Consider the following 11,992-nt stretch of genomic DNA (forward strand, 5'->3'; position numbering starts at 1 on the left):
GACAATCGAGAATTGCAGGAGGCGTACGATGCTCACAATGACCAAACCTGCGATGTCTGACCGCTTGCCGGCGCGCAACGAGCTGTTGCCGGAGGAGACGAGCTTCTATTCCGCTTATGATTGGTGCCTGGATCCGCATCTGACGGTCGGGGAAGCCATTGAGCACCTTGCCGTCGAAATCAACCGCTTGCCCACTACTCCAGCCGGGTGGCAAACCAGCGAAGTCACGACGAACGCGTATCTGCTTTCCTGTTCGCTGCTAAATGGCATCGACGAATATCTGCGCGGGCACACGTTACGGCTGCCCGCTCAACTGGCGAGAACCCGGCCCGGGCGTCTGGCCATGTGGGCGACAGAGAAAGTCGCCGAAAGCGTCCCGAAGCAGAACAGGACGCAAGTCCGCCGTTGGAGGGAAGAGTGGCAGAACGGCCTCGACGGCTTTTTCGGGGTCTTAGCTCGATGCGACTGCGATCCGGCTAGTTCCTTGAAGTTCGCCCAAAGACTAGTCGGAATGCTGCAATCGCCCCTCCCCTCTGACTTGCTGGAATTGCGCCTCGGCGTGCCGTCGGCGTTCAGCCGGCTGGACCTCACCCATCTCGACGTGCTGGCGCTGGGGCGGCAAATGGCGCAGCAATACCCCGACCGGTCGCATCCAATTCTTCTGCTGGGTTTGCGCACGGCCGGCACCTACTTTTCCGCACTGCTGCGCTCCTTTCTCAAAGCCGAAGGCTATCGGCAAGTAGCCTCAGTGACTGTGCAGCCGAAAAAGGGCCCCAGTCGACGGGAACGCGACGAGTTGACGAGGTACGCAAAGCAGGGGTTCACCATCGTCATCGTGGATGATCCGCCGAATAGCGGCGGCACGATCGTTATTGGAGTCGAGATCGCACGCAAAGCGGGGTTCGAGCTTGCCCGAATAAAGGCCTTGGTTCCGACACATCCCGCGACACCCAACTGGGCCAGTACCTTGCCGGATGGGCTGGTCATGACACTTGCGCCAGAACGATGGCGAAAACAGCAACTACTCGGTCCCAAGAATGTGGAGAACCGGCTCGCCGAATACTTCACGTGGCAGGGTTTCACCGGCGTCCGGGTGGTCGGCAGCCACCGGGCCGACGAACTCAACTCGGAGCTGAACGGCCCGAACCATAATCGCGGTGCAACGCTCAAGCGGATCTTTGAAGTGCGACTGCAGACACCGCAAGGGCAGAACGAAACCCGATATGTCATGGCAAAGAGCGTTGGCCTGGGATACCTTGGCTATCAGGCGTTTCTGGCTGCGCACAGACTTTCCGATTTTGTGCCGCCGATCCTCGGGCTTCGCGACGGCATTCTCTATACCGAATGGTTGCCGCAAAACTCCGGTGCGGCAAACGTCCGGTTGGACCGCGACTCGTGGATCGAGAGGACGGCAGCCTATGTCGCAACGCGAACCCGCCTGCTGGGTCTGCCGAAGCGCCGCGGCCCAGGCAAGGCGGTGCACGAAAATGGCTTGGGATTGTTGGCGGAATCGTTCGGCCGCGCGTACGGACGGTTCCTAATCGACACACTGATGCGCTCATGGATCCAAGAGCGGCTATACCGGTTGCATTGCCCATTCCCAACCTTGATCGACGGCAACATGGGGTACGCCGAATGGATCGAGGGTGAGTTCGGCCCGTTGAAGACGGGCTATTATCGGCATGGCTTGGGGAAGACCCAACTGAACGTGATCGATCCCGCCTACGATCTTGCCGAGACCATTCTAAGTTTCGCGCTTTCCCCCGAAGAGGAAGACCGGCTGATCAGTCGATACATCGAGTACTCCGGAGACGTCGAGGTAGGCGGGCGCCTCTTTCTCAACAAACTGCTCGCTGGCCTCTGGACCATGGCGTCGGCTCAAGAACATCTCTTCGGCGCGATGCTGACCGGTCAGCGGCAGCAGGAATTCTATCGCCGTTTCCTCGGCGCCTGGGACTTCCTCACGATACAGACCGCGCGGTTCTGCGGGGCGCGTTGCCGTCCGTCCCAGCCGGCGGGTTGGCGTCCGCCGCTGGTCATGCTCGATGTCGACGGAGTTTTGGACCGACGCGTGTTCGGCTACCCGACCACGTCGGCTGCCGGTATGGAGGCCCTTTCGCTGCTGGCAGGCCGCGGATGTTCCATTGCATTGAACACCGCGCGCTCGGCCGCGGAGGTGAGGGATTACTGCCAATCATACGGCCTGGCGGGAGGCGTGGCGGAGCACGGCGCCTATTTGTGGGACGCGGTTGCCCAGAGCGGGCAACCCCTGATCGACCAGAAAACGATGGCGCAGCTTGACGAACTCAGGAAACATCTGCGGCAGATCCCCGGAGTTTTCCTCGACGATCGTCACCAATACTCAATTCGGGCATTCATGTTCGAGAAGCAACCGCGCAGTCTGCTTTTGCGGCTGCTGAATTCGATTCGCTCGTTCGGCGTCGGCCAGGGAGTACCGATCCCGCTGCCTACACTCGTCGTAAATCACCTGATCACGACCCTGCAACTCGACCGACTCTCTTTCCATCATACCGTGATCGACACCGCCATCGTGGCAAAGGAGACCGATAAGGGGATCGGCTTGACGGCTTTGCGCGACCGGGTCTTGGGGCCGGACGCCGAGACGATTGCCATCGGCGACACTGAAGCCGACCTCCCAATGTTCCGTGCGGCCACGCGCAGCTTCGCCCCCGCCCAAATTTCCTGCCGTCGGCAGGCGCGACTGCTCGGCTGCAAGGTGTCGCGTTATCGCTATCAACGGGGATTGCTGGATATCGTAAAGACGCTTGTCCAGCATGGACCGGCCGCCGACCCGATCGAAACACCGAACGAATCCGATGGCGCGACGCTATTTCTGGATCTGCTGCGAGCGGCGGACAACTTGAACGTTTGGACGCTGATCCGCGCCCTCTTCGATCGCGCCACATTCAGGATCTTCGTGCGATGATCGCAGCCGTCGGATTGGCAAATAGGAGGTACCCTTCCTGCTACTCTTTCACTGGTGGTCGATGAGAGAAACAATCTGTCCGGCGCAATGTGGCAACAGGCGAATATCGGACGGGCCTATCCGGGAGATCAGGATGTCCAACAGGTCTTTATCGTTCGAGACGAACACGATCTACGCCCCGCGCGTCCACTATGAACGGGTCGTGTACGACACGCTGCGAGTCCTGTGGAGGCACAAGTCCCTCGTTGCCGTGGTTTTCGGCATCGCCTTGGCGGCTCTGTCGGTCGAGCTCGTGCTAGTCGCGCCGCGCTACACCGGTGAAGCCATGATCCAGCTCAGTTTCACCCGCGACGAAGCTGCGGGTGAAAAGGTTCTATCGACTGCCGCGGTCGACGCGGCAGCCGTCGTGGATAGCGCGGCGCGCGTCATTCGTTCGCGCGCGATCGCTACCGCCGTCGTTACGTTGCTCGGTCTCGACAATGATCCTGCCTATACGCGCCGATCGCTTCCGGCCCGGGCACTGTCGTCCGTGTGGTCGGTTTTCGGGGTGCCTGAGCCGACGCCGCACGAACTCGCGGTGGCACGGCTCATGAGCCAGACCACAGTGGCGAACGATCCGCGGGCATATTTGATAACGGTCGCGGTCACAGCGTCCGATCCGACGCGCGCCGCCCAGTTGGCAAATTGGGTTGCATCCGAGTATTTGCGCGGCCAATTGCAGCAACAGGCAGCCGAGGCGTATGCGGTGGCTGAACGAGAAATGACGGCGGTTTCGGCGGTTTTCGGTCCGCAGCACCCGAGCTATATCAATGGATCGGCCAAACTCCTGCGTCTGAAAGCGGAACTCGCTACCGCACAGAAAGGGGGAGCGACGCAGGAACCGGAAGCCGTGATGGCAAAGGATATGGTCAGACTCGCCGCCGGCCAATCGTTGCTACCGGCGGAGGCAGTGATGGTGCCATCTGGCCCCAATACCATGCTCCTTTTCGCTTTGACGATCTTTGTCGGATTAGTCCTCGGAGTCCTGCTTTCCTTTCTCGCCGAAAAGTGGGCCGGCCCGTTGGTCGATGATCAGGCGGGAGCGGATGCGCAACCACCTCGGCGATTGCATCGACACGAAAGCGCCTTCAGAGCGACGCCAACAAATCCTCGAACCTAGTCTAGGGGAGCGATGGCACTTTGTTTGGATCGGTGCGATGAAGAGCGCCAAACCTCGGCTATTTGCGGAGCCGGATCCTGCCCATAGTCTTTAACGTCTTTAGCTTGTTGATAAGACGGTCGGCTGGAGACACCTGCAACTCAATTGCCTGGTGGTTGGTCACAGCGGGCGTCACAGGCTTGGCGGACTCGATTTCCGGGATTTCAGCCACCGGGTTTGGGAGCCGCTTGTTCATATCGGACCTTGATAAGAGAGGCTTGTTGTTCGCCGTTCGTTCCAACGATCCGTTGTTCATCCCCCAAATTGCGGCCTGGGTCCGGTTCTGGACCCGGATTTTGCGAAGGATCGCCTTGACGTGGACCTTCACAGTCCCCTGGGCGATATCGATCTTCCGCGCTATGCATTTGTTGGAGTCGCCCGCGATTAGGCAGCGCATAATTAAATTCTCCCGAGGGGAAAGCTGTGGTCCGACGGTATCCTCTATCGTAACAAGCTCGTTATTTTCGTCGGGCAGCGCCATCACAGTGTGGTCGCGGGCTTTGGCATCCAGGATGAATGACAAAAATTCAGGCGGGAAAATGGTTTCCCCCAGCATCACCAGTTCTATTGATTTGATGAATGCATCGCAGCTTATGACGTCGACGAAATAGCCGCTGACACCCGCCCGAAATGCTGAAACCAGCTCGTCCAGCCGCCAGTGATCGGAGACAATTGCGACGCGTCCGCTCGGATGCTGATCCCTGAAAACTGCGATTTGTTCGACCGCGGCATCAAAATCGTCGCCAGTATGGACAACGAGAAATAGCGGCTGGTAAAGGCGGAGTTTGCTCAGTGGCAAGTCGTCCGCACACGAAACCGACGCCAGGACACGAAAACTTGCTGAGCGCAAGATCCCGGCAAGTCCTTCTCTGAGTAAAATGCTTTTTCCAACAAGTATTGCTGCATAAGATTGTCGCCGCGTCATGGCTCCCTCCGGCCTTACACAAATCAACATTCCGCGGGCAATTGAGTCTCGCCTTTCACTGGGTGACAAAGGACCTCCTCCTTTCTGACTGGAAGTCCCGATTTCGAATATTTTTGCGCTTCAACGCGTTCGAAGCGGTTCGAATTTACTGGCCAGTTGAAGGCGACCAGCACGGTCGGCACGACGATCGTCGGGATGCGTTCGTCCTGCTTGGCAGCGAGCGTGTTTGAAAAAATCTTGTCACCGAGCAACTCCTTCTCAAGCCATTCCGCTTGCCGGTCCGCGCGGCTGCTCCGCAGCCCCTGGGCTATCCTGCCGACCATTGTTTCGATCCCAAGGAAGTCGCGGGACCAACGTTGGCAATTTCGTCCGTCCGCGATCATTGAACTACCGACGCAGCGCCTCGGATCGCTCTTTCGCCTCCTTGATTCCACCTGTTTCAGCCCGTGCGTAAAAATCTCGCGCCTTCGCCGTATCGCCGCGCGTCCCATATGTTCCCCATTTGGGAAGAATGAGCGGGTCATAGGTTTCCGCGAGCGTGAAGCTTGCCTGCGCGCTGCCCGTCTCGACAGCGCGCTCCAGCACAATCCGCGCCGCGCCGATATCGCCCCGTCCTAGCAGCACACTCGCGAGCGCCATCAACTTTGCCACATCCGCGGCGCCCTCGGGATTGGGTTGAGGCCCGCCTCGAGTGTCCGCAACTGTTACCCGGTCTGCGTTTGGCTTTGCGTAAGCGTTGAATCGCTTGTCCTGCGCTTCCTCGCCGACCGCGCTCGCTTTGGCCGCCAGCGCCGGCTGCGTCTCACCATCCCGGCGCGCACTCGCGAGATCCCGCTCCACCCCCTCCGCCTGGTCGTGCTGTGCCTGTTCGTCGCTGGCCTTACTGGCTTGAGCCTCGTACGCATGCATCTTGGTACGTGCCGTCGAGAGGTCCTGCTCCAACCGCTCCGCCCGATCGCGTTCCTGTTGCAGGGACTTTTGCAGCTCCGCCGTGCCGCTTTCTGCCGCCTGCTTCAGCTGGGTGGATTCGTCGCCCGCCTTCGCCGCCAGCGCGGTCTGCGTCTCAACCTCCCGGCGTGCCGTAGCAAGATCCCGCTCCAACCGCTCCGCCCGTTCGCGTTCCTGTTGCAGGGACTTTTGCAGCTCCGCCGTGCCGCTTTCTGCCGCCTGCTTCAGCTGGGTGGATTCGTCGCTCGTTTTCGCCGCCAGCGCAGTCTGCGTTTCAACCTCCCCGCGCGCCGTTGCAAGATCCCGCTCCAACCGCTCCGCCCGTTCGCGCTCCTGTTGCAGCGACTTTTGCAGCTCCGCCGTGCCGCTTTCTGCCGCCCGCTTCAGCTGGGTGGATTCGTCGCCCGCCTTCGCCGCCAGCGCGGTCTGCGTCTCGACGTCCCGGCGCGCCGTTGCAAGATCCCGCTCCAACCGCTCCGCCCGTTCGCGCTCCTGTTGCAGCGACTTTTGCAGCTCCGCCGTGCCGCTTTCTGCCGCCCGCTTCAGCTGGGTGGATTCGTCGCCCGCCTTCGCCGCCAGCGCGGTCTGCGTCTCGACGTCCCGGCGCGCCGTAGCAAGATCCCGCTCCAACCGCTCCGCCCGTTCGCGCTCCTGTTGCAGGGACTTTTGCAGCTCCGCCGTGCCGCTTTCTGCCGCCTGCTTCAACTGGGTGGATTCCTCGCTCGCCTTCGCCGCCAGCGCGGTCTGCGTCTCGACGTCCCGGCGCGCCGTCGAGAGGTCCTGCTCCAACCGCTCGGCCCGATCGCGCTCCTGTTGCAGCGACTTTTGCAGCTCCGCCGCGCCGCTTTCTGCCGCCTGCTTTAGCTGGGTGGATTCCTCGCTCGCCTTCGCCGCCAGCGCGGTCTGCGTCTCGACGTCCCGGCGCGCCGTTGCAAGATCCCGCTCCAGCCACTCCGCGCGCTCGCGCTCCTGTTGCGGGGACTTTTGCTGCTCCGCCGTGCCGCTTTCTGCCGCCTGCTTCAGCTGGGTGGATTCCTCGCTCGCCTTCGCCGCCAGCGCGGTCTGCGTCTCCACGTCCCGGCGCGCCGTTGCAAGATCCCGCTCCAGCCGCTCCGCCCGATTGCGCTCCTGTTGCAGGGCCTTTTGCTGCTCCGCCGTGCCGCTTTCTGCCGCCTGCTTCAGCTGGGTGGATTCCTCGCTCGCCTTCGCCGCCAGCGCGGTCTGCGTCTCAACGTCCCGGCGCGCCGTTGCAAGATCCCGCTCCAGCCGCTCCGCCCGATTGCGCTCCTGTTGCAGGGCCTTTTTCAGCTCCGCCGCGCCGCTCTCTGCTGCCTGCTTCGGCTGGACGGGTTCGGGGCTCGTCTTCGTAGCCGACCCCGCTTGCGGATCGACACCGCCGTGCGCAAGTGCAAGGTCTCGCTCCAGCCGCTGGGTCCGGTCGCGCTGCATTGAGTTTCGCAATTCCGCAGCACGGCTATCCGCCGCCTGATTGAGCTGACTGGCTTCTTCATTCGGCTTGCGCTGCGCCTCGACATGGGGCCGTGCCGCAAGATCGCGTTCCAGCCGCCCGGCCCGATCGCGTTCCTGTTGGATGGATTTTCGCAACTCGGCGGTTTCACTCTCCGCGGCCTGCTTGGTGCGAGCCGATTCATAGCGCACTTTGTTCAGCAGCTTCAGCAGCAACTCGACATCGTGCCGTGCGGTGGCGAGCTCGGCGGATAGCATCTCGGCCCTATGGTGTTCCTGTTCCAGGTCCTGCTGCGATTGCTTTGTATCGTTCGTTCCTTTTTGCGCAAGCTGCACCGATTTATCGTCGCGCCGGCTAACCTGCCCCGTCTGGAAGCCGTCATTGCCTGCCGCCCCGCCAAAATCAACGTTCTGCGCAGCGCTAACGGGCGCATCCGGCTGCGCGGGCTGCCCTTCAGAAAGGCCCGGCGTTCCCACCCACGCCGCCGCGAGGAGTGCTGTAGTGATCCGCAGCGGCGCGGCTCTTCCGCACTCGGACAGGCGCCTCATTGCCTTCTGAGCAGACCGCGTGTCGTCCAAATCGATACGAGACGCGCCCAGAATTCCGTAACTGGGGTTCCCATCATCGTTGCGGACTGGGATTTTTCCATTAGCCGGGCGCATCGCGATCACGCGTAGGACATGGCCTATTGCGTCACTATGCACATCGCCAGCATGCGAATTCCATTGCTCGCATGGATGTTCCATTGCTCGCATGGATGACTCGTGCTCGCACGGATGAATCGCGAGGTACCCCTTTTGGATTAGAGCGTTAACGGTGCAATTCGAACCCATGATACGGAATGCGGGATTTCGTCACATCGGGCGACTATTCGCTCAGAAATGGTGGCTTTCGTGCTTGATTGGCGCGTTGCTATGCCTGCTGGGGAGCACCCCAAGGGATCACGCCCTGCCGGATGGCTGGCTCGGCGGGCTGAGGTGGTACGGCGGATGGCGTTGCACGCACCTCAGAGGATCCCATGACCAAAACCAGATCGAAGCCTAAGGCAGCGGCCCGCTTCACTTCACGATCCGCCAGCAAGTCTAAGTCTCGCACAAGGCTAGCGCCTTCATCTTCAAAGACGGCGATGCGGCCCGACACCAAGCACGCCCGCATCCTTGCGATGCTGCGGACGCCGACGGGAACGACGATCGCCGCGATCATGACCGCCACTGACTGGCGCCAACATTCGGTGCGCAGCGTTCTCGCTGGTGTCGTGCGCAAGAAGCTCGGTCTCAATTTAGTTTCAGAGCAGCCCGATCATTCGGCCAGCTTCGGCGATTCCATCACAGCATCAACTCAGATAAGGTTCTCGGTACACACAGCCGCTCGGTAGCGATCATAGCCGCCATTGCGGCTCATTTCCCGGCTCACCGTCGAGGGTGAGCCGCCTGGACGATGGGCCCCGCAGAAGCTAAAATGACCAGAGGCGCTGTGCTTGGCATGGTGATCAAGTCCAGCAATCTGGGGGAGGAATTGGTCATGTCGCGTCGAACCATCGTCTCGATTGCCGCCTCAGTTATCATCGGTATCGCGTGTATCGCGACTGTCTCAACCGACACCTTTGCCCGCGATGCCGGGATGACTCGCCTTAACCACAGCCGCACCCATCATCACACTATGAATCATGGTCGAGCCGCGCACCCTGGGAGCACGGCAAAAGCTGCCCCGGTGGCGCGCTAGAGCCTACGCCGCGCCCGGCATTTGCCCGGGGCTTTTGCTGGCGGCCAGAGCATGCCCCGCGAATGCTGTTGAACGCAATCCAGATTGAACAGCGGATGATGTCGCTTATTGCCAGATAGTGTTGAAAAAGCATTTTTTGGCTGACGAACGAAATTTTTAGGACCGCGGATGCGTTTCGCACGGGGCGACCAGAGGGACCATATCGTTTCAGACAAAACCGACCTTCGTATCCGCCCTACAGAGCTTGGCAGCGGTAGAGACGTCTGAAAATCGACTTTCGCGAGATCATCATAGCCGTTCGATTTTCGACTTTTGCAACAGTATCGGCACTTGTCGGACATGGCGCGATGTTCAACTTGAGTCCGTTATTCGCACCAAAGCGGGGGTTCGCCGACGCCTCTGGTTTTATGGGTTCACGCCCTACGGATAGACTTTGATGATGCAGAAATTCAGCTGGCGAACCATGATCATATTCGTCATGGTCCTGTTGTTGGGGGTGATCCTGCTCGGGCTGGGCACTGCTTACGTGAGCAAGCTCAAGCAAGAACGTCGACGGCTTTCCGAATCCTTTGGATACAGAGCATTTATGGAAGCGACTTTTGTGCTGACCTAGACTTATTAAATGCAGTGGGTGCCTATCCGGATCGAGATGCCGAGGCCTACGCCAATCAGATAGACCGCTCCAGCCGCGAAATTATGGTGCGATCGGCTGGCGGGTCTGCAAAAGTCTCCTACGCCGGCTATTATAATAGCATCAGAACGCATCGATCCTTGAACAAGCATGCGCCGATTTCTCGCCCGGTTCAGCGAAACCGGTGCGATCTGTTCACGCGCCATCCTGGACCGACTCCATCACCGCTACGCCCGTTTTTAAGTTGTCGGTACACAGGTCTATTCCCGACAATGCGCATTACTGCAAAAAACTGATAGCATCGTTTCCGCGGGAGAAACCAATCCCGCTACCGATGCAAGATGCAGGCTCGCGTCATGACGAAGTCCACTGCGGGGCATGATTCAATGCATGTTAAAGGCGGTGCGCTTCCGCTTCTTGATCCGCGGCAAGGCGATGTCGAGGATGACGCTGCGAGTCCGGCACGAAGGTCGCTGCTCGCGATCGCCGGGAATCTGTTGGTCGAAATCAGCCTGCCGAAACTGCTGTTCGCCTGGACGGTCTCGCTGCTGCTGCCGGCGGTGCTGCTCGGCCTTACGCCGCTGGTGGCTACGGCATGGCTTGCCACGGTGTCGGGACACATTCTGGCCCTAACGGAAATCGGCGCCGCACTGGTACTGGTCGTCGTCGTTGCGCTGGGATGGATCGGATGGCGGCCTCTGTTGCGGATCGCGGAGGTCAACTTTTGGTCGCTCAACTCGCTTGCCGTCCAGCCGGGCTATGCATTTTGCCGTGAGGCGTTGCGTCATCTGGCGGAGCGGATGTTCGCCCAGCACTCCACCCCGGCCGAGCGGGCGCGGTTGCGCGCGGCGAGTTCCGCCGCTGCCGGCACCCTTGTGTGCGGATGCGCGGCATTGATCGTCATTCTTATCTGGCCGGGCTCACGCTGGATGGGCACCGTGGGCGACCTCGCGGCATTGCATCGCTTGGTCCTGCCGACGCTTGCCAACGCCGTCTTGCTGGTGTCGGGTTATCTCGCGATCGCGGCGCTGGTCTGGGGCTTTGCGGATGCCAACATGGAGCAGCCCTTCGATCTCGCTGCATTCGATGCCGCGCCGCCCTGTGGCCGCACCTGGCGCGTCGTGCATCTGTCCGACCTTCACGTAGTCGGTGAGCGATATGGTTTTCGCATCGAAAGCGGGCGCGGCGGCCCGCGCGGTAACGAACGTCTCGACCGCGTAATGGCCCGCCTCGCGGCCATTCATACCGCACATCCGCTCGATCTCGTGATCGTCAGCGGCGACATGACCGATACCGGCCGCGCGACGGAATGGGCTGAATTCCTTGACACTGTGGCGCGGCATCCCGCTCTCGCCGCGCGCATGATCGTGCTGCCCGGCAATCACGACGTGAACATCGTCGATCGCGCCAATCCAGCGCGGCTCGACTTGCCATTCAGCCCGGGCAAGCGTTTGCGGCAGATGCGGACGCTGTCAGCGATCGCGGCAGTCCAGGGCGACCGCGTGCACGTTGTCGACGGCGCCGAACAACGCGCGTCGACACTCAATGAGGTGCTGGCGCCGCATCGCCTGCGGATCGCGGCCTTCGCGGAGAGTGGGGGCCTGCGCCGCGCCGCCGGGCTCGGGCGCGTCTTCGACGATCAGTTTCCGATGATCCTGCCGCCAGATCCGGAGGACGGTCTCGGCGTCGCTATCCTCAACTCCAACGCCGAAACCCATTTCTCCTTCACGAACGCGCTCGGATTTGTCTCTGTCGCACAAACGCATCGTCTGGCTGCTGCGATCAACGAGTTCCCAAAGGCCATTTGGATCGTCGCGCTGCATCACCACTTGCTGGAATATCCGATGCCGGTGACGGCATTTTCAGAGCGCGTCGGCACCGCGCTCGTCAACGGCACCTGGTTTATCCGCAAGCTCAGGCCGTTCGCGGCCCGCATTGTGGTCATGCACGGCCACCGCCATGTCGACTGGATCGGCGCATGCGGCGAGCTGAAGATCGTGTCCGCCCCGTCGCCGGTGATGGGCGCGACAGACGACGCACCTACGCATTTTCATATCCACACTCTGGCCGCTGGCCTCGACGGGCGGCTTTATTTGCTTCCGCCCGAGCGCATCGAGATCGCTGGCGTCGAACCTCGATTCGCTGGTTAAGCC

The 11,992-nt window shown here is 61.0% G+C and carries 8 protein-coding genes; 5 read left to right on the forward strand and 3 right to left on the reverse strand.

Annotated elements, in window-relative coordinates; translation table 11 throughout:
• Positions 1-28: 28 nt before the first annotated feature.
• Both B5527_RS33485 and B5527_RS33490 read left to right on the forward strand, forming a co-directional pair.
• Positions 29-2,947, forward strand: coding sequence for an HAD hydrolase family protein (locus B5527_RS33485; RefSeq protein WP_079605308.1), 2,919 nt, complete (start codon positions 29-31; stop codon positions 2,945-2,947).
• 133 nt (positions 2,948-3,080) lie between these two features.
• Positions 3,081-4,106, forward strand: coding sequence for a hypothetical protein (locus B5527_RS33490; protein WP_172842743.1), 1,026 nt, complete (start codon positions 3,081-3,083; stop codon positions 4,104-4,106).
• A 58-nt stretch (positions 4,107-4,164) separates the two neighbouring features.
• On the opposite strand, the gene B5527_RS33495 is transcribed toward B5527_RS33490, so the two are convergent.
• The 3 genes from B5527_RS33495 to B5527_RS33505 are packed head-to-tail and all read right to left on the reverse strand — an operon-like array spanning position 4,165 to position 8,148.
• Positions 4,165-5,070 (reverse strand): LuxR C-terminal-related transcriptional regulator, encoded by a 906-nt coding sequence (locus B5527_RS33495; protein ID WP_079607706.1) that lies wholly within the window; start codon positions 5,068-5,070, stop codon positions 4,165-4,167.
• Between the two features lie 23 nt (positions 5,071-5,093).
• On the reverse strand, positions 5,094-5,453 hold the full coding sequence (locus tag B5527_RS46790; RefSeq protein WP_245332363.1) for a hypothetical protein: 360 nt from the start codon (positions 5,451-5,453) through the stop codon (positions 5,094-5,096).
• Positions 5,454-5,457: 4 nt separating this feature from the next.
• Positions 5,458-8,148 carry a hypothetical protein gene (locus B5527_RS33505; protein ID WP_425305117.1) on the reverse strand — a complete coding sequence of 897 codons (2,691 nt, stop codon included), beginning with the start codon at positions 8,146-8,148 and terminating at the stop codon, positions 5,458-5,460.
• A gap of 464 nt (positions 8,149-8,612) precedes the next feature.
• Between B5527_RS33505 and B5527_RS33510 the strand changes: the two genes are divergently transcribed.
• From B5527_RS33510 to B5527_RS33520, 3 genes are all read left to right on the forward strand, one after another.
• Entirely contained in the window at positions 8,613-8,861 is a 249-nt protein-coding gene (locus tag B5527_RS33510; RefSeq protein WP_245332364.1) for a DUF3489 domain-containing protein, read from the forward strand.
• A gap of 783 nt (positions 8,862-9,644) precedes the next feature.
• On the forward strand, positions 9,645-9,821 hold the full coding sequence (locus tag B5527_RS44790) for a hypothetical protein (protein WP_154072662.1): 177 nt from the start codon (positions 9,645-9,647) through the stop codon (positions 9,819-9,821).
• 374 nt (positions 9,822-10,195) lie between these two features.
• On the forward strand, positions 10,196-11,989 hold the full coding sequence (locus B5527_RS33520; RefSeq protein ID WP_079607707.1) for a metallophosphoesterase family protein: 1,794 nt from the start codon (positions 10,196-10,198) through the stop codon (positions 11,987-11,989).
• The last annotated feature ends 3 nt before the right edge of the window (positions 11,990-11,992 follow it).

Origin of the sequence: Bradyrhizobium erythrophlei (assembly GCF_900129425.1) — a bacterium.
Classification (GTDB): domain Bacteria; phylum Pseudomonadota; class Alphaproteobacteria; order Rhizobiales; family Xanthobacteraceae; genus Bradyrhizobium; species Bradyrhizobium erythrophlei_C.

Excerpts from the sequence above, each read along its gene's own strand:
- B5527_RS33510 (WP_245332364.1), top strand. The coding sequence starts at position 8,613 with ATGCGGCCCGACACCAAGCACGCCCGCATCCTTGCGATGCTGCGGACG.
- B5527_RS33485 (WP_079605308.1), top strand. The coding sequence starts at position 29 with ATGCTCACAATGACCAAACCTGCGATGTCTGACCGCTTGCCGGCGCGC.
- B5527_RS44790 (WP_154072662.1), top strand. The coding sequence starts at position 9,645 with ATGATGCAGAAATTCAGCTGGCGAACCATGATCATATTCGTCATGGTC.
- B5527_RS46790 (WP_245332363.1), bottom strand. The coding sequence starts at position 5,453 with ATGATCGCGGACGGACGAAATTGCCAACGTTGGTCCCGCGACTTCCTT.
- B5527_RS33520 (WP_079607707.1), top strand. The coding sequence starts at position 10,196 with ATGACGAAGTCCACTGCGGGGCATGATTCAATGCATGTTAAAGGCGGT.
- B5527_RS33495 (WP_079607706.1), bottom strand. The coding sequence starts at position 5,070 with ATGACGCGGCGACAATCTTATGCAGCAATACTTGTTGGAAAAAGCATT.
- B5527_RS33490 (WP_172842743.1), top strand. The coding sequence starts at position 3,081 with ATGTCCAACAGGTCTTTATCGTTCGAGACGAACACGATCTACGCCCCG.
- B5527_RS33505 (WP_425305117.1), bottom strand. The coding sequence starts at position 8,148 with ATGCGCCCGGCTAATGGAAAAATCCCAGTCCGCAACGATGATGGGAAC.